The sequence below is a fragment of the Flavobacterium sp. HBTb2-11-1 genome, assembly GCF_009826975.1.
In the GTDB taxonomy this organism is placed as follows: domain Bacteria; phylum Bacteroidota; class Bacteroidia; order Flavobacteriales; family Flavobacteriaceae; genus Flavobacterium.
Map to the genome: position 1 here is coordinate 163,178 of NZ_WUMO01000007.1, position 25,879 is coordinate 189,056.

The window sequence follows — 25,879 nt, forward strand, 5'->3', positions numbered from 1 at the left end:
TCTTATGTTTTTGTATCTATTATCTCAACAAAAGTTTGTGAAATTTAAGGAAATTGGCGGTCAATAGTTCAAAATTTCTTACTTTCGCACCTCGTTTAAGAAAATGATAAAATGAGTACAAAATTTACTGAATACAAAGGACTTGACTTACCAGCTGTAGCGTCTGAAGTTCTTGATTTTTGGAAGAAAGAAAATATATTTGAAAAGAGTGTAACCACTCGAGAAGGTGCAGAACCTTTCGTATTTTTTGAAGGTCCGCCTTCAGCAAACGGATTACCTGGTATTCACCACGTAATGGCACGTGCGATTAAAGATATTTTTTGCAGATATAAAACTCAAAAAGGTTTTCAGGTAAAAAGAAAAGCCGGATGGGATACTCACGGTCTGCCTGTTGAATTAGGTACCGAAAAAGAATTAGGAATTACTAAAGAAGATATTGGTAAAACAATTTCGATCGAAGAATATAACGAAGCGTGTAAAAAAACCGTTATGCGTTATACTGACGTATGGAATGATTTGACCGAAAAAATGGGGTATTGGGTTGATATGGAAGATCCGTATGTGACTTATAAACCAAAATACATGGAGTCTGTTTGGTGGCTTTTGAAACAAATCTACGATAAAGGTTTGTTGTACAAAGGATACACTATTCAGCCATATTCTCCAAAAGCAGGAACTGGATTGTCTTCTCACGAAGTTAACCAGCCAGGAGCTTACCGTGATGTAACAGATACTACAATTGTAGCACAGTTTAAAACATTGCCAGAAACGCTTCCAAGCTTTTTACAAGGTTTTGGAGATATCCACATTTTAGCTTGGACGACAACGCCTTGGACACTTCCATCAAATACAGCTTTGACAGTTGGGCCAAAAATCGATTATGTTTTAGTTAAAACATTCAATCAATATACTTTTGAGCCAATCAATGTGATTTTGGCTAAAAACTTAGTTGGAAAACAATTCGGAAAAGGATATTTCTTAAGTGAAGACGATGCTGATTTTGACAATGTTAAAAACGGTGATAAAAAACTTCCATACAAAATCTTAACCGAAGCAAAAGGAGCAGATTTAGTAGAAATCCGTTACGAGCAATTATTGCCTTATGTGTTGCCATACCAAAATGCTGAAAATGCATTTAGAGTAATTTCTGGAGATTTCGTTACAACAGAAGACGGAACAGGAATCGTGCATACAGCGCCTACTTTTGGTGCTGATGATGCTAAGGTGGCAAAAGAAGCGAAACCAGAAGTTCCGCCAATGTTAGTTTTAGACGAAAACGGAACTGCAGTGCCTTTAGTTGATTTACAAGGAAAATTCACTTCTCACGTAGGCGATTTGGCTGGTAAATATGTTAAAAACGAATATTACGATGCAGGACAAGCTCCAGAGAAATCTGTAGATGTTGAAATCGCTATTCGTCTTAAAGAAGAAAATAAAGCATTTAAAGTTGAAAAATACGTGCACAGTTATCCACACAGTTGGAGAACAGATGAGCCGTTATTGTATTATCCTCTAGATTCATGGTTCATCAAAGTAACCGATGTAAAAGATAGAATGTTCGACCTGAACGAAACTATCAATTGGAAACCTAAATCTACTGGTGAAGGACGTTTTGGAAATTGGCTTAAAAATGCCAACGATTGGAACTTATCTCGTTCTAGATATTGGGGTATTCCTTTGCCAATCTGGAGAACAGAAGATAAAACAGAAGAAGTTATTATCGGTTCTGTTGAAGAATTGTACAATGCAATCGAAAAATCGATTGAAGCAGGCTTCCAAAAAGAAAATCCGTTTAAAGGATTTGAAATCGGAAATATGTCTGAATCAAATTATGATTTAATCGATTTGCATAAAAATGTTGTTGATGCTATCACTTTGGTTTCTGCTTCTGGAAAACCAATGAAGCGCGAAAGTGATTTAATCGACGTTTGGTTCGATTCTGGAGCAATGCCTTATGCACAATGGCACTATCCTTTTGAAAACAAAGACAAAATTGACGGAAACAAAGATTTTCCAGCAAATTTCATTGCTGAAGGAGTAGATCAGACACGTGGATGGTTTTATACCTTACACGCTATCGGAACTTTGGTTTTTGACAAAATTGCATACAAAAATGTAGTTTCAAACGGTCTTGTTTTAGATAAAAATGGAATTAAAATGTCTAAGAGTAAAGGAAATACTATAGACCCATTTAAAACCATTGCAGAAAACGGTCCAGATGCTACACGCTGGTATATGATTATGAATGCAAATCCGTGGGATAACTTGAAGTTTGACCTTGAGGGAATTGCTGAGGTGAAACGTAAATTCTTCGGAACTTTATACAACACTTATTCTTTCTTCTCGTTATATGCTAACATCGATGGATTTAAATATGCTGAAGCTGAAATTCCGTTAAACGAAAGACCAGAAATCGATCAATGGATTATTTCTGAATTGCATTCTTTAATCAAATTTGTTGACGAATGCTACGAAGATTATGAGCCAACAAAAGCGACAAGAGCAATTTCTGACTTCGTTCAGGAGAACTTAAGTAACTGGTATGTTCGTTTATGTCGTCGTCGTTTCTGGAAAGGAGAATACGCTAAAGATAAAATTGCAGCTTATCAAACGCTTTATACTTGTTTATTAACAATAAGTAAATTAAGCGCTCCCGTAGCTCCATTTTTTATGGATAAATTGTACAGAGATTTGACATCATCTACGGGAACCGAGGATTTTGCTAGTGTTCACTTGGCTGAATTCCCAAAATTTGTCGAAAACTTTGTTAATAAAACGTTGGAAAGCAAAATGCAGAAGGCACAAACGATCTCATCTTTGGTTTTATCACTACGTAAAAAAGAGATGATAAAAGTTCGTCAACCTTTGCAAAAGGTAATGATTCCGGTACTTGACAACAATCAGCGTGCTGAAATCGAAGCGATTTCTGACCTAGTAAAAGCTGAGGTAAATGTTAAAGAAATTGAACTTTTAGATGACGCTTCAGGTATTTTGGTAAAACAAATTAAACCTAATTTTAAAGCGCTTGGACCACGTTTTGGTAAAGATATGGGCTTGATTTCTAAGGAGATACAGGGTTTTTCTGCAGAGCAGATCAATCAGCTGGACAAGCAAGGAACGCTAGATATTGTTATTGCAGGAAATAGTGTAACTTTATCATTAGAAGATGTGGAAATTACATCACAAGATATCGAAGGATGGTTAGTTGCTAATTCAAACGGAATAACAGTTGCGCTTGATATTACTCTTACCGAAGAATTAAAAAATGAAGGTATCGCTAGAGAATTAGTTAATAGAATACAAAACATCCGTAAAGATTCAGGTTTTGAAGTTACGGATAAGATTAAAGTTCAAATAAAAAGAGACGGCATTTTAGAAGATGCAGTTTTAAAAAATGAAGACTATATTAAGTCTGAAACATTAACAGACGAACTTGTTTTTGCTGACACGTTGGAAAACGGCACAGAAATTGAGTTTGATGACATTAGAACCATTATATTAATTTCAAAATAGTAGAAAATGATAGATGAAATTATTAGATACTCAGATGCAGATTTAGCAGAGTTCAAAGAAATAATCCAAGCAAAAATTAAAAAAGCACAAGAAGATCTTGATTTGATCAAAAGTGCTTATATGAACGATTTGAATAACGGAACTGACGATACTTCTCCAACTTTTAAAGCTTTTGAAGAAGGAAGTGAGACCATGTCAAAAGAGGCGAACTCTCAGTTGGCTATCAGACAAGAGAAATTCATTCGTGACTTAAAAAATGCTTTATTCCGTGTAGAAAATAAAACTTACGGTATCTGCAAAGTAACAGGTAAATTAATTAGCAAAGAAAGACTTAAAATCGTTCCTCATGCAACAATGAGTATCGAAGCTAAAAACTTGCAGAGATAAATTTTAAGAAATATATCTTTAAATAGAAAAAACGCTCCTTTTAGGAGCGTTTTTTTTGTATTGTTTAATGTTTGTTAAACCTCTATTTTGCTAAAGGGATTATCTATTGAAAGAAATTATTTATAATTAATCAAAATAAATTAAATTTTAAAAACCCTTTTTTTGTAAGAATGAAATAGGTAAAACTACTTAAGATTTTTTAGAAATGGATCCAAAAAAACGCCTTGGTTAGAGGCGTTTTTTTTAAAGTAAAATTGTTATGCCAGATTTTTTTCAACATCAGCTTTATGCTTTCTTAAAATAGCTCTAGTCATACCTAAATTTGCTTTTGAAGCATCAGCTGCAAGATAGATCATGAATTTTTTGTTCGGAGAAATATCGATAATATGAATTTGATTAGATAATGTAATCAAAATGTCTTCAATATCTTGGTTTAAGCCTAAGGCTTTTACTGCATTCAGTTTTGCTTTTACAACTTCAAGGTTATAAGCTGCTGCAAGTTCCGGATCAAAACTAGGGTCGATTGTTAAATTTCCAAAGCTTAATCCAGATTCAATTTCTGTTACAGCTACAGCGATAAAGCCGTTTACGTTGCTTTTCATTTCGCTTAAAAATACGTTTAAAAAATCATTGTTCATAGTTAATTAGGGTTAATTTGTTAATAGAATTTATGGTTATTTCAATAGGGAATTTTTGCTTAATTCTGCCGAAACTTCTTCTGTAGAGCGCATTAATAGAGCTAAATTGCTTCCTTCTTTAGAAAAAGCTACAATAAAGTTAGAGCCGCTTATTTTATTTCCAACAATAACACCTTCAGCACTTTTTAGATATAATTGTTTTAAAGAGCCTTTTTCTAAATCTATTAAAAACTTTTCGCTCATAGATAAAATGGCAGCGCTCATTGCGGCAATGCTATCGCCGTAATCAAGATTTAAGGAAGTGATAAGTTTTCCTTTTCCGTTTAAAATTAATGCTGCAGTAGATTTGGTGTTGACAAGAAAGTCGTTTAGAGTAGTTGTGATTTCATTCATGATTTTGTAGGATTTTGGGAAGAATGTTAAATTCAGTTCATTTGGTATTTGATTTATAAAATTAATTGCATGTTTTGATAAACAAGTGTTAATTTTTATTAACAAATATAAATTAAATTATGTATCATTGTAATACCAAATCAGTAATAATTTAAATTATTTACTACGAAAAACTTACATTATGGCTAAAGTATTGAAATTCAAAGAAGTAAACTCTGATGTAGAGCGCAGAATGAAAGAATTTGAAAAACTGCGTGTTAAATTTAAAGCAGATGTAAAAAAGGGTGAGGCTAAGAAGTTGGCTGCCGGAAAAGAAAGCAAAGGAATCTTCAAATCCATTTCAGATTTTTTCTCCGACAGTCCAAAAACGCCAGCAAAAGCTACTGTGAAAAAGTAAACTTTATCAGGTTTAGATTAGCATATAAGCTTGTTTAGTTTGTTGCGAAAGAATTAACGCTCCATTAGGAGCGTTTTTTTTGATTTAATTATTATTTTTGCCCATCAAAAAATCATAAAATGTCATTACGAAAAGCGTATTTCCTTATATTCCTAGTTTTAATTGTTGATCAGCTTTCTAAAATTTATGTCAAAACAAATTTCGTTCTTGGCGAAGAGGTTGTGATTGCCGACTGGTTTAGAATTCATTTTATTGAAAATGAAGGAATGGCTTGGGGGACAAAAATTCCTGGAGAGTATGGAAAATTGATTTTGACAGTTTTCAGAATCTTTGCTGTGGTCGGAATTGGATGGTGGCTTTCTGATTCAGTAAAAAAGCGTCATTCGACTTATCTAATAGTTGCAATTGCATTAATCTTTGCTGGAGCAGCAGGAAATATTATTGATTCTGTTTTCTACGGAGTTATTTTTGATGACAGTACTCACAACCTTGCAACAATTTTTTCTCCAGCACCATACGGAACTTGGTTTCATGGTCTGGTTGTGGATATGTTCTATTTTCCTATTTGGGAAGGGAATCTTCCAACTTGGCTTCCAATCTTTGGAGGAAAGCATTTTGCCTTTTTTAATGCTATTTTTAATGTAGCTGATGTAGCCATTTCTACAGGTGTAGGAATACTTTTGGTTTTTAATAAAAGAGCTTTTCCAAAACACGCATAAAGTTTAAAAATTCCAAAATTTTCAAAGTTCCAAATTCCAATATTTGAGGCATTCGCAAGAAACAGATATTGTAATTTGGAATTTTTCATTATTGGCATTTAATATTATTGTATTATTTTTACAATAAAATTAAACTATGCAAAGTCCGTCTTTTTCCATTTATGATGCTTCTGCGGGATCAGGAAAGACATATACTTTGGTAAAAGAATATTTGAAAATTATTCTTTCTTCTCCAAAGAACGATGCATATAGAAATATCTTGGCAATTACTTTTACCAACAAAGCGGTTCATGAAATGAAAAGCCGTATTGTTGGGAATCTTTCTGAATTTGCAAAAGACGACCCATCTCCAAAAGCGGCCGATTTGATGGAAGACTTATCACGAGATACTGGGCTTTCAATCATTAAAATTAAAACCAAATCGCAGCAGATTATTAAGCACTTGATTCATAATTATGCTGCTTTTGATATTTCTACCATTGATAAATTTACCCATAAAGTTATTCGTGCTTTTGCGCACGACCTGAATCTTCCGATGACTTTTGAAGTCACTTTGGATACTGAAAATTTATTGGTTGAAGCTGTTGATGCCATTATTGCGCAAGCGGGTGAAGACGAAACCCTGACTAAATTGCTTATCGATTTTACAATGGAAAAAACCGATGATGACAAAAGTTGGGATATCTCGCGTGAAATTCTAGATACAGGAAGATTGGTTTTAAACGAAAACAATCGAAATGAAATTCTGCATTTTCAAAACAAAACAATCGGGGAGTTTGTCGAGATTAAAAAGAAAATGCAAGAGCTTTGCAAAGAATTGGAAGAAATAAACCAAGGTTTTGCGATGAAAGCAATTGAATTGATTGATAAGAACGGAATTGATCCGAAATCATTTTCAAGAGGAACTTTTCCAAATCATTTGCAAAGCATTAAGGAAGGAAAATTCAATCCAAAAAATAAGACCTTTCATGAGTTTGATGATATTGCGATTAACAAGACGGCAAAAGATCGAGCGTTAATTGAAAATATTATTCCTGAATTACTTCAAATACTGAAAGAAGTTTATCAGAATTTCGAAAAAAGAGATTTTTACAAAGCCTTTCTAAAAAATATTACGCCACTTTCTTTGCTGAATACTGTAAGTAATGAACTTGCAAAAATTCAGTCAGAACAAAACATCTTGTCGATTTCAGAATTCAATGCGATTATTCATCGTGAAATTCAGAATCAGCCAGCACCTTTTATTTACGAACGTTTGGGAGAGCGTTACCGCAATTTCTTTATTGATGAATTTCAAGATACATCAGAAATGCAGTGGCAGAATTTAATTCCGCTGATTGACAATTCACTTTCGGGTTTAGATGATTTAGGGAATAAAGGGACTTTAATGATTGTAGGAGACCCAAAACAATCTATTTATCGCTGGCGCGGAGGAAAAGCAGAGCAGTTTATCGAATTGAGCAAAGAAGAAGTTGCTTTTTTTCATCATGACAAAAAAGTCAAATATTTAGATACAAATTATAGAAGCTATAGTGAAGTTATTGAGTTTAATAATGCTTTTTTTAAATTGATTTCTAGCGAATTTTCAAATGAAGATTATAAAAATCTTTATGAGAATCATAGTTTTCAAAACACCAATTCGAAAAAAGGCGGTTATGTAAACATTTCTTTTCTTCCAATTATTGATAAAAATGATTTTATTGATGAAGATGATGTCGTGGAAAAATCGGATTTGTATGTTTTGGCAACTCTAAATACAATCCACGAAGTAGTTAAACAGGGTTTTGAGTATAAAGATATTGTAATTCTGACCCGAAAAAGAGATCAAGGAATTGCAATTGCTAACTATTTGACAGAACAGGGAGTTCCTTTGTTGTCTTCAGAAACATTGATGATTCAAAATGCTTCAGAAGTTCGCTTGATAATTCATCTTCTTAGGTATTTGAATAATAGTTCGGACTTAGAATCAAAAGCTAACTTTTTGCATTTTTTGGCTTCGACTAAAGATTTGCTTATGCCTGTCCATGATTTTATTGCGATGGGAATGAATCATCGATTTGAAAAGGAATTTGAAGAATGGCTTTTGACCTTTGATGTTTCTTTTTCTTTTGAAGACGTTCGAAAAAAATCATTGTATGAAGCGGTAGAAATTATCATTTCTAAATTTATTCTTCCATCAGAAGGAAATGCTTATGTTCAGTTTTTTCTGGATATTGTTTTGGAAAGGGATATTAGAAACCAAGCTGGAGTAGCAGACTTTTTAGTTTTCTGGGATAAAAATTCGCATAAATTTAGCATTCCATCGCCGGAAGGGAATAATGCAGTTCGAATTATGACCATTCATAAATCTAAAGGGCTGGAATTTCCAGTCGTAATTATGCCTTTTGCTGACGAAGATTATAATCGAAAACCAAAAGATAAGTTGTGGCTCGATACAGAGGAAATAGATCTAGGAGTTCCAAAAGCTTTGGTTGATAATAGCAGTGCGGTTGAAAGCTTTGGAGAAAGCGCATCGGCAGTTTTTAATTTAAAAAAGCAAGAAGAACTTTTAGATAATATAAACGTGCTTTATGTCGCGCTGACTCGTGCTGAAGAGCAATTATATGTAATTTCTCAGTCATTAAAAGCCAAAAGTGATGGTGAATATCCCAATAATATGGCTTCTTTTTTTATTAAATTTTTGATTCATGCAGGAGTTTATGATGAAGAAAAAATGAGTTACGAATTTGGAAATAAAGTAAGGTTGTCAAAAACCTCTTCAACGGTTGATACGGTTAAATCCATTCCGATTGTGAGAGATGTTTTGAATCCGAAAAATATCAAAATTGCCCAACGGGAAGCCTTAATGTGGGGGACACATCAACAAGAGGCGATTTCCTACGGAAACATTGTGCACGAGATTTTGGCTTTTGTTAAAGATAAATCTGATATTGATTTAGCAGTTACAAAATCCCTAGAAAATGGTTTGATAACTTATGACCAAGTTGATCAGGTGCTGCAGACTTTGAAAGAAATTGTAAATCATCCAGAGCTAAATGTATGTTTTGATGGAAGTCATACTGTACTAAATGAGCAAACAATTGTTCAGAAAGAAGGAAGGATTTTAAAGCCTGATCGAATTGTATTTTTGGAAAACAAAGAGGCTTATTTGCTGGATTATAAAACTGGGGCGTCCAATGCTAAATATCAGCAACAAATTAAGGAATATCAAGACGCGATTGAAGATTTAGGATACACAGTGTTAAAAAAAGCTCTAGTATATATTGGAGCAGAAATTGAGGTAGTAAATTTGTGAAAAAATTAATCAGATGTTAAAGGAAAAACGAAGCTTTATTTTGGTTAAGTTGTTAATTTTTAACGTTTTAAATAAATAAAAATGTACGGTAAAATAAAAGAGCATTTGCAAAAAGAATTGCAGGCAATTGAGGAAAATGGAATTTTCAAAAAGGAGAGAATTATTACTTCTCCACAAGGTGCTGAGATCACAATTTCGACTGGAGAAACAGTATTGAATTTTTGTGCAAATAATTATTTAGGACTTTCTTCTCATCCAGAAGTAGTGCAAGCGGCAAAAGATGCAATGGATACCCACGGTTTCGGAATGTCTTCTGTGCGTTTCATTTGCGGAACACAGGATGTTCATAAAACATTAGAAAAAAAGATCGCTGATTTTTATGGTACAGAAGATACTATATTATATGCGGCTGCTTTTGATGCTAATGGTGGTGTGTTTGAGCCTTTATTGGGAGAGGGCGATGCCATTATTTCAGACAGTTTAAATCACGCTTCCATTATTGACGGGGTTCGCTTGTGTAAAGCGGCTCGTTATCGTTATGAAAATAATAATATGGATGATTTAGAGCAGCAGCTAATCAAAGCAAATGAAGCAGGAGCACGTTTCAAGCTAATTGTAACTGACGGGGTTTTTTCTATGGATGGATTAGTGGCGCCATTGGATAAAATTTGCGACTTAGCTGATAAATATGACGCTATGGTAATGGTTGACGAATGTCATGCCGCTGGCTTTATAGGGGCGACAGGAAAAGGAACGCTTGAAGCAAAAGGAGTAATGGGAAGAGTTGATATTATTACAGGGACTCTTGGAAAAGCTTTAGGAGGAGCTATGGGAGGCTATACCACTGCCAAAAAAGAAATTATAGAATTATTGCGTCAGAAATCTAGACCTTACTTGTTTTCAAATTCATTGGCACCTGCAATTGTTGGAGCTTCAATTAAAGTGTTTGAATTATTAGAGAAAGATACAGCGCTTCGTGACAAATTAGAATGGAATACCAATTACTTTAAAGAGGGAATGAAAAAAGCTGGCTTCGATATTATTGATGGTGATTCTGCAATTGTTCCAGTTATGTTATACGATGCAAAATTATCTCAGACGATGGCAAACGAACTTTTGAAACAAGGAATTTACGTTATTGGATTTTTCTTCCCTGTTGTTCCAAAAGATAAGGCTAGAATACGTGTACAACTGTCTGCAGCGCATGAAAAAGAGCACTTAGATAAAGCAATAAATGCCTTCACAGTTGTCGGTAAAATGTTAAAAGTTATATAATTACCACTTTGGTTAAATTTTTGTAGGTTTTTTTTAACATTTCATTTTGTATTTAAAAAATTTGGTGTTACTTTTGCTTGTAATTAACTAAATTGTAATTAAAAAAATTAAGTATGAAACATCTTAACAAACTTTTAGTTGCTGTATTGATGGCGATGGGTTTAAGTTCTCACGCGCAAGACAGTAACAATCCATGGGCGATCTCTTTCGGGGTTAATGCTGTGGATACTAGAACAAGTTCAGGTTCAGGAAGTGGATTTTTCGATCAACACTTCTCTCAGCCATTCGCTGTAAAAGACAACTGGAACATTCTTCCTTCTTTATCTTACATTGGTGTGTCAAGATATGTGGGTAGCGGTTTCTCAGTTGGTTTACAAGGATCTGTAAACAAAATTGATAAATATGTTACTTTCGCTCCAACAGCTCCAGGGCATGATGGAAGAGGTAACGTTGTAACTAATCCTGGTGACTTAATGTACTACGGAATTGATGCTACTATCAAATACAGTTTCCAAGAATTAATCAAATCTAAAGTGATTGATCCTTCGTTATCTGTTGGTGGTGGTTATACTTTCTTTGGAGATAGTAGCTATGGAACTGTTAACCCAGGTGCTGGTTTAACTTTCTGGTTTACTGATGCTATTGGTCTTGAGCTTGCTACAAGATACAAATGGGCTGTTAGTGGTGACAGACAAGATGCGGCTGGTGTTCCAGATGCTCCATCTCACTTCCAACACACAGCAGGTTTAGTTTTCAAATTCGGAGGTAAAGATACTGACGGAGACGGAATCTATGACAAAGACGATGCTTGTCCAGATGTTGCTGGTTTAAAACAATTCAACGGATGTCCTGACACTGACGGTGACGGAATCGTTGATGCTTCTGACGCTTGTCCAGATGTATTTGGTTTAGCTGCATTAAACGGATGTCCTGACACTGACGGTGACGGAATCGCTGATAAAGATGATGCTTGTCCAGATGTTGCTGGTTTAGCTGCTTTAAAAGGTTGTCCTGATACTGACGGTGACGGAATCGCTGATAAAGACGATAAATGTCCTACAGTTGCTGGTCCTAAAGAAAACGGTGGTTGCCCATTCTTAGATGCTGATAAAGATGGTGTTGCTGATAAAGACGATGACTGTCCTACAGTTGCAGGTCCTGCTAGTAACAGAGGATGTCCAGAAGTAACTTCTGAGGCGTTAGAAGATCTTAAAGTTCAAGCTAGAGCGGTATACTTCAACTCAGGAAAAGCTACTTTCAAAACTGGGGATAAAGAAACTCAAGCTAGATTAGATGCTATTAAAGAAATCCTTAAAAACTATCCAAACGCGAAATTCTCTATCGAAGGACACACAGATAGTACAGGTTCTGCTAAAATCAACCAAAAACTTTCTGAGGACAGAGCTAAAGCTGTAATGGACGCTTTAATCCAAAGAGGTGTTAATCCAGAAAACTTAGAGTCTAAAGGATTTGGTTCTAGCCAACCAGTTGCAAGTAACAAAACTGCTGCAGGTAAAGCACAAAACAGAAGAACTGAAATTAGACACGTTGGTTCTAAATACCAAGGTAAACTATAATTTTAGTTTCTAAATAAACATGAAAAGCCATTCTTAATTGAATGGCTTTTTTTATTTTTATACTATGATAAATGATTCTTTTCTTCAAAAAATTGCCTCTGTTGTAATTCAGGATTATGTTGGGAAACTTTCCGAAATAACAATAGTTCTTCCAAATAAAAGAGCAAAGGTATTCTTAATTGAAGCGCTTAGAAATGCAACTTCTAAGACTATAATCGCACCTCAGATTACCAGTATAGAAGATTTTGTTCAGGATGTTGCGTCAATTCGTTCTGTAGATTCGATTGAGCTTTTATTTGAATTTTATGAAGTTTATTTGTCTATTACAGAAAAGAAACATCAGCAATCTTTTGAGTTATTTGCAAATTGGGCTAAAACGCTTTTACAGGATTTTAATGAAATTGACAGATATCTTTTAGAGCCTTCACACGTTCTATCTTATCTAAAAGATATTGAAGATATAAAGAGATGGGGACTTGAAGTTGATCAGAAAACAAAACTTTTAGAAAATTATATTGATTTCTGGAAATTGCTTCCCGTTTATTACGAATCATTATATAATCATCTGCTGTTTAAATCCATTGGATACCAAGGGTTGATTTATAGAGAAGCAGTAAATAATCTCAATCATTTTTCTAATACTATTGGAAATCGGACTTTTATTTTTGCGGGATTTAATGCTTTGAATGCGGCCGAAGAAAAAATCGTGCAACATTTGCTAGCATTAGACCAAGCAAAAATTTATTGGGATGCGGATCAAGCTTTTCTAAATGATCCTTACCATGATGCTGGACTCTTTTTAAGACGATTTAAAGAAAGCTGGAAACATTATAAATCAAATGTTTTTGAATGGATTGTGGATGATTTTTCGCAGTCAAAAAACATTCAGATTATTGGAACTCCCAAAACAATTGGCCAAGCAAAATTAGCGGGTAGCATTATTGAGAATTTAATCAATCAAAATCCTGATGCTTCTTTAGATAAAGTTGCAGTTGTGCTTGGTGAAGAAAATTTATTGGTTCCCGTTTTGTATTCTCTTCCTGCATCTGTTGGAGCATTGAATATTACAATGGGATATTCAGGAAAGAATAATCCGTCGCAGATTTTTGTAGCTAAATTGTTTAAAATGCATACCAATGCGCTTTCTCGAAAAGGCGGGAGCTATGTTTTTTATTATAAAGATGTGCTCGATATTTTAACACATCCTTTGGTTGAGCCGTACGCTAATGCGCAAAGACTAGTAAGAATTATTAAAGAGAATAACTATACTTTTATTACTCATCATAAAATTTTGGAGCTTCATCCTGACCCATCAAATTTTTTTAATTTGCTGTTTGAAAAATGGGAAAATGGTTCTGTTGCTGTTCTGAAGAATATTTCAGCTTTGTTAATTGCAATAAAAGATCATTTTAGTAATGATAATGAAGAAGAAAAAATTGCCAAAGCATTTGTTTACGGCGTTTTTAAAGTGATTAATAAGCTTATAAATTATTATTCCAAACACCATCATATTGACAATATTGATACGCTCCATTCTATTTACAAACAAATTATAGATCTGGCAGAAGTCTCTTTTGAAGGAGAACCGTTGCGTGGTCTTCAGATTATGGGAGTTTTAGAAAGCCGTGTTTTGGATTTTGAGACCGTAATCATAACTTCTATGAATGAAGGAAAATTTCCTGCTGGAAAATCTCAGAATTCGTTTATTCCATATGATGTTAAAAGGGAGTTGGGACTTCCAACATTCAAAGAAAAAGATGCGATTTACACTTATCACTTCTATCATTTGTTGCAAAGAGCAAAAAATATTTATTTGATTTATAATACAGAAAACGACGGATTAGACGCTGGCGAAAGAAGCCGTTTTATCACGCAATTGGAAGTTGAAAAAAAATCAAAGCATAATATAACTTTTGATATTTATAATCCAGATTTGCCAAATACAGCTTACGAACCGATTTCAGTTCCTAAATCTGAATTGGTAATGGAGAGGTTGAAAGAAATTGCTGTTAACGGCTTTTCCCCATCTGCGTTGACAAGTTATATCCGAAATCCAATTGAGTTTTATTTTCAGAAAATATTACGAATTCGTGAAGTAGAAGAGGTTGAAGAAAATATTGCTTTAAATACTTTAGGGACAATTATTCATGAAACTTTAAAAGCGCTTTATGAACCATTTATAGGGAAATTTATTTCTGAGAATGACCTTCTCAATTGTTTCAAATTATTGGATGATGAAGTCCTCAAGCAATTTAAGTTGGTTTACAAAGAAGGAGAAATCAAGAAAGGAAGGAATCTTTTGGCTTTTGAAGTGGCAAAACGAAACGTTTCGAACTTCCTGAAAATGGAATTAGAGTCAGTAAAAAATAATGAAGCGATTCAGATTATCGCTTTAGAGCAGACTTTTGAGCGTCAGTTTGTTCATCCAAAACTGCCGTTTCCTGTTTTGATTAAAGGAAATGTCGATCGTATTGAACGCCGAGATGGAAAAATTAGAATTATCGATTATAAGACAGGAAAAGTAGAAAAGTCTAATGTAGTTCTCAAAACTTGGGAAGGATTGACACAAGAGCTTAAAAATGATAAAATCATTCAGGTTTTGGCATATGCTTTCATGTATGAGAAAGAAGCGGGAGAGCTTCCAATAGAAGTCGGAATTATTTCGTTCAAAAACTTAAAATCTGGATTCTTGCCTTTTGGTTTTAAAGAAGAAAAAGATTTAAATGTTGTGGTTACTCCACAGATATTGAATTCGTACTTAGAAGAAATTGCTAGTTTGTTGGGAGAGATTTTTGATATTAATATTCCTTTTGAGGAAAAAACCTAGAAGACTTATTAGAAAGTTTCGAAACATATTTGAGTTTTATAAAACGACTTTGGTTGTAAATTTGGTTGTTTCTGCTATTGCATTTCTTTTTGGCGGATTTAACTATTTTTTACTGATGATAGCTACACTAGGTTTTGCATTCAGTATTGGGTTTAAAGAAATTTATCGCCAAAACGAATATCTATTTTATGTAAACAATGGTCTTTCTAAAAAAAGGCTTTTGTTTTGTAGTTTCGTACTCAATTTTGCGTTTGTATCTTTTTTTTTCACGTTGCTAATTTTAATTCAAAAGACATTTTGAGAAAGCATGTCCTTGAAATAAGTGGTATTCAAAAAAGCTTTAATGATAAATTGTTGCTCTCCGATATTTATTTAAAATTGGAAACAGGACAAATAATTGGTTTATTTGGAAGGAATGGCTCTGGTAAATCTACATTATTTAGGATTATAGTCGGAATAGTATCTGCTTCCGATAAAAGTATCTTTATTAATGGAATTTCCAAGAATAATTCGTCTGTATTGTTAAATGAAATTGGTTATTTGCATCAAAACCAATTTATACCAAATCATTTTTCTGTTTTTAAGGCCATTCAGTTATCAGTCAATAAACAAAAATTAAAAATTTTTTATGATGATGATTTTTTAAAACTTATTTTAAATCAAAAGATTGGCAATTTATCTTTTGGTGAATTGCGATATCTTCAACTAAAATTGATTCTTTCGAATGAATCAAAATTTGTATTATTGGATGAACCATTTAGCGGTTTGTCTCCAAAAATGATTGAAATTGTATTTAAGTTGATTAAAGAAAATTCTCAAGAAAAAGGAATAGTTATTACGGATCATCATTATGAAAAAGTAATAGAAATTGCCACAGATTTAAGAATGTTGAAAAATGGTAAATTAAGAACAATTACTAAGAAAGCCGAACTTGTTCAAGAAGGTTATCTGATAAATTCGGCTATGTTTTAAGTCACTTTTAACCAAATATTTTTTTGAAGAAACCTCCTTTAGGTTTTTCTTGAGAGGCTCTAATATTAATGTATCCGTTTTCAATACGAAACTTTCTAAACTTCTCCAGTTTTACATTTAAGTCAAAGCGTAATTCGTCAACAGTTTTCATTTTTAGTATTTTTTTTGCAAATCTATATAAAAACTTTTGCCAAACGTAATAATCTGCAAATCTTAATTTTAGAATTGAAATTTGTGGAACAAAATGTTATGTTTTTGATATTATTACTTTTTATGTTAATTTTTTTTGCATATTTTTTGCAAATAAATAGGATTAATTACGTGATAAATAAAAGTGCTCCAATAGGTGATAATGTACCTTTTTTTTAACAAGTGTTTATCGAACAATTTCTAATATTAAAATATCTTTGACGCTTCCAAAACATGACATATAAGAATATGGTTGATTTACAAACACTAGTAGAAGAGACCGGAGCTGAGTCTGGGCTTAGTTTTAATATTGATGGCATCTTAAATGAGTCTGTTAATTTAGAGTACGACGGAAATGTTGCAGCAATGATCGGAATGATTTTAAAGATGTGTCTTGAAATGTCTGAAGATGTTAACAATGGCAATCTTAAACAAGTTATGATTAAGAATAATGACGGAATTGTTGTAGCAAGCAAAAGTCAAGATGATAATTGTATTGCGTTGCTTTCTAAAGATCTAAGCAAAATGGGACTATTGCTACGAAGAATGGATTCTGTTTTTAATAACTAGATTAAAAAAAATGCACTAAAGTAAATTTTGGTTTAACAAGAGTGACTTTATCTAAATACAAAAAAGATATTACTTCAAAGTTATAAAGATATTTTGCCCCCAAGAATGAGAAAAAGGCTGTTTCAACCCTTGGTTAGAAATGGCCTTTTTCGACTGTAATGTTTAGTCTTCTATTCGAAGAAATGTGACAAAGCAATTTTCAGCTCTTCTTTGTTTTCTATTTGACTCATGTGTCCATCTTCAAAAGAGACTAATTCTGCAGTTGTATCTTCAATTTGAGAAAGATTCTCTTCGTAATTTAAAACAGGATCTTTTTTTCCTAAAATCAATAAAACTGGGAAACGATTCTCTTTTAAAATCCATTCTCTGTCTTTTCTGATTTTCATACCTTCCTGAGAAGCTATAATTCCTTGTAAAGGTGTTTTTAAAGCTTCTGTTTTTACTTTTTCAATTTCTTCGGCCAATCGTGTTCTGTTATTTTCGCTAAATAAATTTGCAATTGCTAAGCTTACAAAACTTGCATAATTTTGTTTTACGGCTTTTATTGCTCGAGTTCTATTTAGTTTTCTCTCTTCGCTGTCTTCTTTAGAAGTTGAATTTAATAAAGCCAATTTCTGGATTTTATCTGGATACAATTCTGCAAAAGCCAAAGCAACATAACCACCCATTGAATGTCCAACAATTATAGCTTTTTCGATTTTTATGTTTTTTAAAACTTCATTTACCACATTGGCATTATCTTCCATTTCGTGAACATAACCTAGCGGTTCAGATTCGCCATGACCTAATAAATCGATTGTTATGACACGATATTTTTCTGAGAAAAAGTCAACATATTCTTTCCACATTTTTTTGTTCTCCAAAAAGCCGTGCAGTAAAACAATTGCATTTCCTTTTCCAGAATCTGAGTAGGAAATCGTAGTATTTTTATATAAAAGCGTTTTCAAAATGAAGTTTTTTTATTGTGAAGCACAAAGTTAAGAAAGCCAAAACAAAATACCGAAATGTCTTGATTTAATTGGGAAATCTTTAAACCAGCAATAAATTTATTTATGATAAAGTACTGTTTGTTAACTAATAAAAAAATGGCTTCCATTTCTGAAAGCCATCTAATTAAAATCGGTTATCACCATCCAAAAGATTTCCAAGTCCGTCAAGAAGACTTCCTTCATCACGACTGTTTCCGCCAGATCTAGGAGCCGAAGCAATAATTCGGTCAGCCAATCTTGAGAAAGGCAACGACTGAATGTAAACTGTTCCTGGACCTTTTAAAGTAGCATAGAATAATCCTTCGCCACCAAAAATAGAATTCTTGATTCCGCCAATAAACTCAATATCATAATCTACATCTTTGGTAAAACCAATAATGCATCCTGTATCTACTTTTAGAACTTCGCCGTGAGCCAGTTCTTTTTTGGCCATTGTTCCCCCAGAATGGACAAATGCCATTCCGTCGCCTTCTATTTTTTGCATGATAAAACCCTCACCACCAAAAAGACCGCGGCCTAATTTCTGCGAAAATTCAATTCCGACAGAAACACCTTTGGCGGCGCATAAAAAAGAACTTTTTTGGCAAATAAATTTACCTTGAAATTCAGTTAAATCAATTGGAAGAATTTTTCCAGGATATGGAGATGCAAATGATACTTTACTTTTAGTATGGCCTTGATTTAAAAATGCTGTCATAAACAAACTTTCGCCAGTAAGAACTCTTTTGCCAGCACTTAAAAGTTTGCCAAACAAACCTGAACCTTGCTGTTGGGAGCCGTCTCCAAATATAGTTTCCATTTGGATATTGTTTTCCATCATCATAAAGCTGCCGGCTTCGGCAATTACAATTTCCTGCGGATCTAATTCTATTTCCACATATTGCATTTCTTCCCCAAAAATCTGGTAATCTATTTCGTGTGCTTGCATAATTTCTAAGTGATTTGTTTTTGAAATTAGTCTAATGATGCTCTAGAATGTTACATTTTTTAATGTAGTAAGGTGGTTTTTAAAAACATAAATTAATTTTGTTATTTTAAATTAGTCTTAATTATGTGTTTAATTACTTGAAATTCTATATTTTTGCATCGTTATTATATTTATCAGAATGGCATTAGTTAGTGATTTGACCACCAAAGTATTATTTGAAACCGAAAAAGGATATAGTTATCAATGTGATTTGACCAATAGTATAATTATCAATTTTATTGATACCGTGTCAAGTTATAAAATCCATGATTTTTTGATTTTTCAAAGAAAGGTCAATAGTGTTGACATCCTTAATATGCTTTATGACTTATCTGATCAGTCGGATGCACAGCTGATTGAAACTACCAAAAGAAACTTTTCCAGAAATCTTACTATTTGCGAAATAGTGCAGTTAAGAGATTTGTTAAACGGAACTAAATTTACTCTCAATTTGCATTCTATGCTTTGTAGCGTAGCGAATGTTGAGCTTATTTAAATTCTTACTTAGATTAAATCCAAATTTTCAGGCAGTTAGGATTGCCTCCTTTAATTTTTGTAAATTTACACGTATAAAAATTTAAGGTTATGAAAGATTTACTAAGAACACGTACTTCATTAGTTGAAGGTGTAGAAAATATATTGAATTTACAGGCAAAAATAGAAAGTGACGCTTCTAACAAATATCTAGCTATGGCTGCATGGTTGGATCGAAACGGTTTTGCAAATACAGCATCGTATTTGTACAAACAAGCTGAAGAAGAAAGAGAACACTTTCTGAAAATTTTCAAATATATTACAGATATGGGAGGGATTGCCATTACGCCATCTGTTCCAGAAGTGCAGCAGGAGTTTGCTTCTTTTAGAGAAGTATTCGAAATTGCTTTGCAAAATGAAATCGCAGTTACTCAGGCAATCAATAAAGTGATCGCAAAATGTAGAGCTGAAAACGATTATGCTACAGAAGATTTTATGATGTGGTATGTAGCTGAGCAAAGAGAAGAAGAGAAAAACGCGAGAAGAGCTTTAGAGCTTTTTGATCTAATTAACGGAAATGAAGCTGACGGAAAATTCCAATTGGATCTTCAGATTTCAAAAATCGGATAATAAACGTTTATAAAATTAAAAAGCCCTTAATAAATTTATTAAGGGCTTTTTGTATTTAAGAATTCATCAAGCTTTCAATCTCGTCAACTTCAATAGGAATATTTCTCATTAAGTTGAATGGTTCTCCTTTTTCTTGAACCACAACATTATCTTCTAAACGGATTCCGAATTTTTCTGCTGGAATGTAAATTCCCGGTTCAACCGTGAAAACCATATTCGCTTTCATCGGTTCGTGAAGCAATCCGTAATCGTGCGTGTCAAGTCCCAAATGGTGAGAAGTTCCGTGCATGAAATATTTTTTGTAAGCAGGCCATTCTGGATTTTCGTTCTGAACATCGGCTTTGTCAATTAAGCCTAAACCAAGTAATTCAGAAGTCATGATTTTACCCACTTCAACATGATATTGTTTCCAAAGCGTTCCAGGCGTAAGCATTTTTGTAGCTTCGTTTTTTACTCTCAAAACAGCATTGTAAACTGCTTTCTGACGATCTGTAAAACGTCCAGAAACTGGAATCGTTCTCGTCATGTCACTTGAATAATTGGCATATTCAGCTGCAACGTCTAACAAAATCAAATCTCCGTCTTTACATTGCTGGTTGTTTTCAATATAGTGTAAAACATTTGCATTGTTTCCAGAAGCGATAATTGGGGTGTAAGCAAAACCTTTAGAACGGTTACGAATGAATTCATGAGCCAATTCGGCTTCGATTTCATATTCGGTAACATTTGGTTTTACGAATCCTAATAATCTGCGGAAACCTTTTTCTGTAATATCACAAGCGTGCTGAATCAAATCGATTTCTTCGCTTTCTTTTACAGAACGAAGCCTTTGTAGAATCGGGTTGCTTTTTGCAACATTGTGCGCTGGATAACGCTCTTTCCACCATTTTACAAAACGAGCCTCACGAGTTTCTGTTTCTACAGTCGCACGGTAATGTTCGTTGGTGTTGATGTACATGGTTTCGGCGTACGTCATCATTTCGTTCAAAATTTTATGAAAATCTTGCAACCAATAAACCGTTCTAATTCCAGAAACCTGAAAGGCACGTTCTTTAGTCAGTTTTTCACCTTCCCAAACTGCAATATGTTCGTTAGTTTCTCTCAAGAAAAGCATTTCTCTTTGATGCTCATAAGGCGCATCTGGAAATAAAAGCAAAACGCTTTCTTCCTGATCTACACCGCTCAGGTAAAAAATATCTCTGTGTTGTGCAAACGGCAAAGTACTGTCGGCACTAACTGGATAAATGTCGTTTGAGTTGAATACTGCAACAGAATTAGGTTTCATTTCAGCCATGAACTTTCTGCGGTTTTTTACAAAAAGAGCGCTGTTTATTTGATGATATTTCATAATTATTTCGTTTTTGAACTTCGAATTTCAAAATTAATGATTTTACAGGAATGGCGTATGGTTGATTTTATTAAAGTTTTCTTATTTATTGTTTTTGCCGCGAAGGCACTAAGGCACGAAGTTTTTTCTTAAAACTGTAATGAAATAATCTTGCAAAGTCGCTAAAGCGTAAAGTATTTACCCAATCTTGTCATTTCGACGAAGGAGAAATCTTCGCAAGTAACTCTACAAAGAATGACAAAAACGATGAGCATAAAAAAACCGAAGCCTTCAATTTGAAAACTTCGGTTTTTTCTTTTTATAAAATAAATTCTTATTTCTTATCAAGTAACTTCTCCAAAAGAGCCACTTTCTCTTTTTCTGCTTGAATTAATTGCTGATAAAGCTTTTTGTTTTCTTCAAAAGCTTCCAAAAGTTTGTCCAACGGATTAAAAGTGCATCCAAAACTAACAACTGAAGAACTGTTCTCAGCGGTATTTCCAATAATATTAAAAACAGCTTCCTCAGAGAAGTTTTTAATTACTTCGGCTGGTACGCCCAAAGCTTCTGCAACTCTGTTTAATTTTTCATCATCAACGTTTTCACTTCCTTCAAGATTAGAAATAGATTGCTGGCTAACGCCAAGCGCAATCGCAAGCGCTTCCTGCTTCATATCTCTCAGTTCTCTAATTCGGCTAATGTTTCTGCCGATATGTTTTGGTTTTATTGCTGTGCTCATGATTCAAAGATATTTAAAATTCTTTTACCTTTTTGGTTTATGCAGAAAACAAGTTTGCAGTTGCAAGCTCTTTTTTGTGGAGTAAAAATACAATTTTTCTGACTATCGAATTGGTTTTGAATTTAGAATTGTGTAATCTTGATATTCAAAAAATCAACTTCGATTAATACCAATAAAATGCAGACTTCCAATTTCAAATTAATTACAATAGCCGAAATCAAAACCCAATATCCTTTTTTAATTGAAGATGAAAAATTCGACTATTTTGATGAATGGGAAGACGAAGATTTTTTTCTTGTTTCAGAAGAAGATGCAAATTTTGATGGGAATTTTTATTTAGATATTTATGAAGATAAAGAAAAGAAATGGCTTGCCAAATTGTTAAATCTTCCAGCCAAAAAGATCGAAGAAATAAGAATTGAAGGCATTTTGATAAACGGAAATTTCTCTGCCAGCGGTTCAATTATTAATGCCGAAGGCGATTATGGACCGTATGTTTTTATTAAAGGAAATGTGAGCTGTCAAAGTCTTCTGCTTGGTGGAGCCAATGTTGAAATAAAAGGGAATGTTACAGCAAAAGAAGTTGTGATGACGTATTATAATCATGGAAATTTTAACTGTTCGGGTTCAATAAATTCTCCGGTTTTTATCGTTACAGATCACAATACAGCATTTGCGGAAAGAAAAAATGATTTGTTTTATTACAATGACAGAGCCGACGATGTTGATCCGAAAGATGAATGTGAATATGATGATGAAACAGATGATGAAATTATCTCAAACGAACTTCGAAAATTACTCGATAATCCGTTAATTGAGACTTTTGAAGAACTTGAAGAGTTTTTAAAACGTGGAGAATTGGTTTTAAAACAAAGTAATCCGCCTGTTAAATCTTATGATTATTGGAAACAATTTGCAATATTAAATTACAGGGGTTTAAAATTGGTTCCGCTTCAATATAGAACCAAAGAATTATGCGATGAAGTAGTAAACGCATCTCCTTATGCAATTCCGTTTGTGCCTTTGGAGTTTATTACAGCAGAATTGTGTGAGAAGCTTGTAATAAAAAACGGTTTTGCAATAAGTCAAATTCCAGATCAATTTATTACAAAAGAAATATGCTTTTTAGCAGCTAAAAGTGGAACAGTAATAACATTAATACCAGAAGAATATTATTCGGAAGAATTGATATTAATGGTTTTTAAAAACGGTAGAAATGAACCAGATATAAATGATGTTCCTTCTGTATTTATAACAGAAAATCTTCTTGAAGAATATGTAAAGATTGGAAAAGGATTATGGCTGGATAAAGCCTGCAAACAAAACGGAATTGAGAAATTGAATGTTCTAAAACGAGTAATTGATTCTGGAATTGAATATTTGGAGAACATTTTCGGGAATCATTTTAGTAAAGAAACTGCTGATTATGCTTTTACGCTTTATAAAAATCAAGAAAAGTGGAATCAATATGTTCAGAAATTTAAAAAGAAATTTGAGCGTATTGGATTAAATGAATATTTATAAATTAAAAAATACCATGACCAAAAGAGAAAAAATAATCCAAAACTACATAGAAGCTTATAATCAGTTTGATACTGATAAAATGATTGCCGATTTTGACGAATCGATTGTTTTTGAAAATATCCAAAATGGAGAAACAAACTTGACCCTGAACGGGATAAAAGAATTTACAGCTCAAGCCGAAAAAGCTAAAGAATATTTTTCGGAAAGAAAGCAAACTATAACATCACTCAGACAGGATGAAATTACAGCAATTGTCGATATCGATTATTATGCAGTTCTAGCAATAGATTTCCCAAACGGATTAAAAGCTGGTCAGGGATTAAATATGAAAGGAAAATCGATTTTTCAGTTTTTAGATGATAAAATTATCAAACTGACTGATATGAGTTAAGGTTATGAGTTTGAAAGCAAATATTAGAAAAGCAGGAAATCAAGATTTAGATTTTGTCTACAAAGCAATTTGCGAACTCGAAAATGAGGTTTTAGATTTTGAAGTTTTCGAAATGATCTTCAATGAAAACATTTCAAACCCAAGAAATCTCTATCTAATTGCAGAAAACGAAATAGAAGGTTTAGGATTTATTAGTTTTCATACTCAAAATTTGCTCCATCATTGCGGATTGGTTGGTGAAATTCAGGAGTTTTTTATTCGTCAAAAATATCGAGGTCAAGGCGTTGGAAAATTATTAATAAATGAGATTTTAAGTTTTGCAGAGAAAAATGCTTTGAAAAGTATCGAAGTAACCACAAATAAAAAACGAGTAGAAAACGTAGCAATTTATGAAAATCTAGGTTTTACTTTAAGTCACAATAAGTTTACGATTTATAAATGAATAAAGAATTGTCAGTCTAGTTTGTCATTTCGACTGAAGGGAGAAATCTTCGCGAGAAGCTCGACAAAGATTGGCATGTTGGAACGGAATTTCTCGCGGAGATTTCTCGTTTCTCGAAATGACAAGCTTTGATGTGTAAAAACAAAAAACCGAAGCAAATAGCTTCGGTTCAATATTGGAATTTGGAATTTAAAAATTGAAAGTTAATTTTTTAATCCACCCATTTATAATATCTCGCCCCAATTAAAACAGGAATTTCTTTTTCAATTCGGTCTAAAACCCATTCGTTTTTTGGGGTTCTTATGCTTTGTTTTTGTTCTTTTTTATGAAGGCTTTCATAAGTGTTGAAATCAATTTCTACGCTTTCAGCTAAATTTTCAAAAAGTTTTACATTTTCTAAAGCGGATTTCCATTCTGACTGAATAGTCCCTTCAAAAACTTTCGATTTCGATCCGCTTCCGTACGCTAAGAAACCGAATTTAGTTCCTGCAACTTCTTTATTTGTGTCATAAAAATGAGCTAAAGTCGATAACAATCCCATGAAAATAGAACCTGTATACAGATTTCCAATTAAAGAAGAAGCCAATTCAGCAGGTTGCAATTTCTCAGTTACAAAACTTTTGTAATCTTCAGATTTTGCCACTTCTTTAATTTTTGTCTGATAATCTGCAGGTGCAATATCATCAGCAATAATTTTTTCGGCACTGTCTAAAGCGTAAATTTCAGACAACATTCGTCGCCCTTGGAAAGAATATGGCAAGTGCATTACAATGCTATGCCAAGTGTTATATAAAGTTTCAGTAGTATTTTTTAGTTTTTTGAATGAAAAGTAAGCATTTCGCGTACGATCCATATAACATTGGTTTGAATACTGACCGTCAAAAACCGGCTGATCTTTATGGATTTCAATTTCAGCTTCTAAATTGTCAAACCAAGAATCGTTATTGGTGTTTTTAGTAATTTCTTCTTTAGAAATGGTTCTATATGGTTTAAAGAAATCGAAAACACCTTTTGTGCTGGTTGCCCAATTATCATCAAAAGCAATAATTTTTGGGTCAGCAGAAATAAGCATCGCAACAGCTCCGGCGCCTTGAGTGTATTCTCCGCCAGAATTTAAATCGTATTTTGCGAAATCTGAAGTAACTACGATCGCTTTTTTCGTTGGATTTAATTTAACGAAGTCCAAACAGTTTTGCATCGCGTCAACTCCGCCGATACAAGCAAAAGTAAAGTCAACTACATCGCATTCTGCTAATGAATCTTCTCCAAATTTTTGCTCCATTAAACTAATTAAGTAAGAAGCAATTGGTTTAGAACTGTCAATGCCACTTTCGGTACCAACATAGATTCGGCTGATTTCTTTTAAATCAATTTTATTGTCAATAATCAGTTTGGTTAATGCATTAGCTCCGAAAACAACCGCATCCTGATGAACGTCTGGGAAAGTCATTTTTAGTAATCCAAGACCTTTTTCTAATTTTTCTGGTTCAATATTTCTGGCAATAGCCAAAGTTTTTATGGGTAAATGTATGTTTGCTACATCAAATGAAATAGCATCAATTCCTGTTTTCATTCTTAATTTTTTGAGGCGCTAAAGGTAAAACTATGTTGCGGAATGACAATTTTTTACTTAGACAAAATTTC

The 25,879-nt window shown here is 33.3% G+C and carries 23 protein-coding genes; 15 read left to right on the forward strand and 8 right to left on the reverse strand.

What is annotated here, in order from left to right:
• Window positions 1-111: 111 nt before the first annotated feature.
• The gene (gene ileS / locus GR162_RS16515) at window positions 112-3,513 is read left to right on the forward strand and encodes an isoleucine--tRNA ligase (protein WP_160783042.1); all 3,402 of its coding nucleotides are present in this window, start codon (window positions 112-114) and stop codon (window positions 3,511-3,513) included.
• Window positions 3,514-3,519: 6 nt separating this feature from the next.
• Window positions 3,520-3,900, forward strand: coding sequence for a TraR/DksA C4-type zinc finger protein (locus GR162_RS16520; RefSeq protein ID WP_008465297.1), 381 nt, complete (start codon window positions 3,520-3,522; stop codon window positions 3,898-3,900).
• Between the two features lie 257 nt (window positions 3,901-4,157).
• Here GR162_RS16520 and GR162_RS16525 read toward each other — a convergent pair whose 3' ends face one another.
• Window positions 4,158-4,538, reverse strand: coding sequence for a hypothetical protein (locus GR162_RS16525; protein ID WP_008465296.1), 381 nt, complete (start codon window positions 4,536-4,538; stop codon window positions 4,158-4,160).
• Between the two features lie 36 nt (window positions 4,539-4,574).
• Window positions 4,575-4,931 carry a roadblock/LC7 domain-containing protein gene (locus tag GR162_RS16530; RefSeq protein WP_008465295.1) on the reverse strand — a complete coding sequence of 119 codons (357 nt, stop codon included), beginning with the start codon at window positions 4,929-4,931 and terminating at the stop codon, window positions 4,575-4,577.
• Between the two features lie 181 nt (window positions 4,932-5,112).
• On the opposite strand from GR162_RS16530, the gene GR162_RS16535 reads away from it, so the two are divergent.
• The 7 genes from GR162_RS16535 to GR162_RS16565 all read left to right on the forward strand — a co-directional run bounded on the left by GR162_RS16535 (window position 5,113) and on the right by GR162_RS16565 (window position 15,993).
• Window positions 5,113-5,328 (forward strand): hypothetical protein, encoded by a 216-nt coding sequence (locus tag GR162_RS16535; protein WP_066033367.1) that lies wholly within the window; start codon window positions 5,113-5,115, stop codon window positions 5,326-5,328.
• 119 nt (window positions 5,329-5,447) lie between these two features.
• Window positions 5,448-6,047 carry a lipoprotein signal peptidase gene (locus tag GR162_RS16540; RefSeq protein WP_160783043.1) on the forward strand — a complete coding sequence of 200 codons (600 nt, stop codon included), beginning with the start codon at window positions 5,448-5,450 and terminating at the stop codon, window positions 6,045-6,047.
• Between the two features lie 136 nt (window positions 6,048-6,183).
• A complete protein-coding gene (locus GR162_RS16545; protein ID WP_160783044.1) occupies window positions 6,184-9,342 on the forward strand; it encodes an exodeoxyribonuclease V subunit beta in 3,159 nt (1,052 codons plus the stop codon).
• Between the two features lie 81 nt (window positions 9,343-9,423).
• The gene (kbl, locus tag GR162_RS16550; protein ID WP_160783045.1) at window positions 9,424-10,617 is read left to right on the forward strand and encodes a glycine C-acetyltransferase; all 1,194 of its coding nucleotides are present in this window, start codon (window positions 9,424-9,426) and stop codon (window positions 10,615-10,617) included.
• Between the two features lie 113 nt (window positions 10,618-10,730).
• Window positions 10,731-12,194, forward strand: coding sequence for an OmpA family protein (locus tag GR162_RS16555; protein WP_160783046.1), 1,464 nt, complete (start codon window positions 10,731-10,733; stop codon window positions 12,192-12,194).
• Between the two features lie 64 nt (window positions 12,195-12,258).
• Complete coding sequence (locus GR162_RS16560) at window positions 12,259-15,021, forward strand: PD-(D/E)XK nuclease family protein (protein ID WP_160783047.1); 2,763 nt, start codon at window positions 12,259-12,261, stop codon at window positions 15,019-15,021.
• A 297-nt stretch (window positions 15,022-15,318) separates the two neighbouring features.
• Entirely contained in the window at window positions 15,319-15,993 is a 675-nt protein-coding gene (locus GR162_RS16565) for an ATP-binding cassette domain-containing protein (RefSeq protein WP_160783048.1), read from the forward strand.
• 7 nt (window positions 15,994-16,000) lie between these two features.
• Here GR162_RS16565 and GR162_RS16570 read toward each other — a convergent pair whose 3' ends face one another.
• Window positions 16,001-16,144 carry a hypothetical protein gene (locus tag GR162_RS16570; RefSeq protein ID WP_160783049.1) on the reverse strand — a complete coding sequence of 48 codons (144 nt, stop codon included), beginning with the start codon at window positions 16,142-16,144 and terminating at the stop codon, window positions 16,001-16,003.
• Window positions 16,145-16,416: 272 nt separating this feature from the next.
• Here GR162_RS16570 and GR162_RS16575 point away from each other — a divergent pair, with 272 nt between their 5' ends.
• Entirely contained in the window at window positions 16,417-16,752 is a 336-nt protein-coding gene (locus GR162_RS16575; RefSeq protein WP_237421380.1) for a hypothetical protein, read from the forward strand.
• Between the two features lie 170 nt (window positions 16,753-16,922).
• On the opposite strand, the gene GR162_RS16580 is transcribed toward GR162_RS16575, so the two are convergent.
• Window positions 16,923-17,699 (reverse strand): alpha/beta fold hydrolase, encoded by a 777-nt coding sequence (locus GR162_RS16580; RefSeq protein WP_160783050.1) that lies wholly within the window; start codon window positions 17,697-17,699, stop codon window positions 16,923-16,925.
• Between the two features lie 166 nt (window positions 17,700-17,865).
• Entirely contained in the window at window positions 17,866-18,669 is an 804-nt protein-coding gene (locus tag GR162_RS16585; RefSeq protein WP_160783051.1) for a TIGR00266 family protein, read from the reverse strand.
• Between the two features lie 178 nt (window positions 18,670-18,847).
• On the opposite strand from GR162_RS16585, the gene GR162_RS16590 reads away from it, so the two are divergent.
• Together GR162_RS16590 and GR162_RS16595 are read left to right on the forward strand one after the other, a co-directional pair.
• Entirely contained in the window at window positions 18,848-19,204 is a 357-nt protein-coding gene (locus GR162_RS16590; RefSeq protein WP_160783052.1) for a hypothetical protein, read from the forward strand.
• A gap of 89 nt (window positions 19,205-19,293) precedes the next feature.
• Window positions 19,294-19,812 carry a ferritin gene (locus GR162_RS16595; protein WP_008465272.1) on the forward strand — a complete coding sequence of 173 codons (519 nt, stop codon included), beginning with the start codon at window positions 19,294-19,296 and terminating at the stop codon, window positions 19,810-19,812.
• Window positions 19,813-19,867: 55 nt separating this feature from the next.
• Here the strand turns inward: GR162_RS16595 and GR162_RS16600 are convergent, their stop codons facing one another.
• Entirely contained in the window at window positions 19,868-21,160 is a 1,293-nt protein-coding gene (locus GR162_RS16600; protein WP_066033375.1) for an aminopeptidase P family protein, read from the reverse strand.
• 313 nt (window positions 21,161-21,473) lie between these two features.
• Complete coding sequence (locus GR162_RS16605; protein WP_160783053.1) at window positions 21,474-21,878, reverse strand: helix-turn-helix domain-containing protein; 405 nt, start codon at window positions 21,876-21,878, stop codon at window positions 21,474-21,476.
• A 138-nt stretch (window positions 21,879-22,016) separates the two neighbouring features.
• On the opposite strand from GR162_RS16605, the gene GR162_RS16610 reads away from it, so the two are divergent.
• The 3 genes from GR162_RS16610 to GR162_RS16620 are packed head-to-tail and all read left to right on the forward strand — an operon-like array spanning window position 22,017 to window position 24,235.
• Window positions 22,017-23,402 carry a polymer-forming cytoskeletal protein gene (locus GR162_RS16610; RefSeq protein WP_237421381.1) on the forward strand — a complete coding sequence of 462 codons (1,386 nt, stop codon included), beginning with the start codon at window positions 22,017-22,019 and terminating at the stop codon, window positions 23,400-23,402.
• 13 nt (window positions 23,403-23,415) lie between these two features.
• On the forward strand, window positions 23,416-23,793 hold the full coding sequence (locus tag GR162_RS16615; RefSeq protein ID WP_160783054.1) for a nuclear transport factor 2 family protein: 378 nt from the start codon (window positions 23,416-23,418) through the stop codon (window positions 23,791-23,793).
• Between the two features lie 4 nt (window positions 23,794-23,797).
• The gene (locus GR162_RS16620; protein WP_160783055.1) at window positions 23,798-24,235 is read left to right on the forward strand and encodes a GNAT family N-acetyltransferase; all 438 of its coding nucleotides are present in this window, start codon (window positions 23,798-23,800) and stop codon (window positions 24,233-24,235) included.
• Window positions 24,236-24,446: 211 nt separating this feature from the next.
• On the opposite strand, the gene GR162_RS16625 is transcribed toward GR162_RS16620, so the two are convergent.
• Window positions 24,447-25,808 (reverse strand): hydroxymethylglutaryl-CoA synthase family protein, encoded by a 1,362-nt coding sequence (locus GR162_RS16625; protein ID WP_160783056.1) that lies wholly within the window; start codon window positions 25,806-25,808, stop codon window positions 24,447-24,449.
• Window positions 25,809-25,879: the final 71 nt, after the last annotated feature.

Bases quoted from the DNA above. Each gene is read 5' to 3' on its own strand.
- GR162_RS16520 (WP_008465297.1), top strand. From the start codon at position 3,520: ATGATAGATGAAATTATTAGATACTCAGATGCAGATTTAGCAGAGTTC.
- ileS (WP_160783042.1), top strand. From the start codon at position 112: ATGAGTACAAAATTTACTGAATACAAAGGACTTGACTTACCAGCTGTA.
- GR162_RS16535 (WP_066033367.1), top strand. From the start codon at position 5,113: ATGGCTAAAGTATTGAAATTCAAAGAAGTAAACTCTGATGTAGAGCGC.
- GR162_RS16590 (WP_160783052.1), top strand. From the start codon at position 18,848: ATGGCATTAGTTAGTGATTTGACCACCAAAGTATTATTTGAAACCGAA.
- GR162_RS16605 (WP_160783053.1), bottom strand. From the start codon at position 21,878: ATGAGCACAGCAATAAAACCAAAACATATCGGCAGAAACATTAGCCGA.
- GR162_RS16555 (WP_160783046.1), top strand. From the start codon at position 10,731: ATGAAACATCTTAACAAACTTTTAGTTGCTGTATTGATGGCGATGGGT.
- GR162_RS16575 (WP_237421380.1), top strand. From the start codon at position 16,417: ATGACATATAAGAATATGGTTGATTTACAAACACTAGTAGAAGAGACC.
- GR162_RS16545 (WP_160783044.1), top strand. From the start codon at position 6,184: ATGCAAAGTCCGTCTTTTTCCATTTATGATGCTTCTGCGGGATCAGGA.
- GR162_RS16530 (WP_008465295.1), bottom strand. From the start codon at position 4,931: ATGAATGAAATCACAACTACTCTAAACGACTTTCTTGTCAACACCAAA.
- GR162_RS16615 (WP_160783054.1), top strand. From the start codon at position 23,416: ATGACCAAAAGAGAAAAAATAATCCAAAACTACATAGAAGCTTATAAT.
- kbl (WP_160783045.1), top strand. From the start codon at position 9,424: ATGTACGGTAAAATAAAAGAGCATTTGCAAAAAGAATTGCAGGCAATT.
- GR162_RS16595 (WP_008465272.1), top strand. From the start codon at position 19,294: ATGAAAGATTTACTAAGAACACGTACTTCATTAGTTGAAGGTGTAGAA.
- GR162_RS16620 (WP_160783055.1), top strand. From the start codon at position 23,798: ATGAGTTTGAAAGCAAATATTAGAAAAGCAGGAAATCAAGATTTAGAT.
- GR162_RS16560 (WP_160783047.1), top strand. From the start codon at position 12,259: ATGATAAATGATTCTTTTCTTCAAAAAATTGCCTCTGTTGTAATTCAG.
- GR162_RS16570 (WP_160783049.1), bottom strand. From the start codon at position 16,144: ATGAAAACTGTTGACGAATTACGCTTTGACTTAAATGTAAAACTGGAG.
- GR162_RS16600 (WP_066033375.1), bottom strand. From the start codon at position 21,160: ATGAAATATCATCAAATAAACAGCGCTCTTTTTGTAAAAAACCGCAGA.
- GR162_RS16625 (WP_160783056.1), bottom strand. From the start codon at position 25,808: ATGAAAACAGGAATTGATGCTATTTCATTTGATGTAGCAAACATACAT.
- GR162_RS16540 (WP_160783043.1), top strand. From the start codon at position 5,448: ATGTCATTACGAAAAGCGTATTTCCTTATATTCCTAGTTTTAATTGTT.
- GR162_RS16525 (WP_008465296.1), bottom strand. From the start codon at position 4,538: ATGAACAATGATTTTTTAAACGTATTTTTAAGCGAAATGAAAAGCAAC.
- GR162_RS16585 (WP_160783051.1), bottom strand. From the start codon at position 18,669: ATGCAAGCACACGAAATAGATTACCAGATTTTTGGGGAAGAAATGCAA.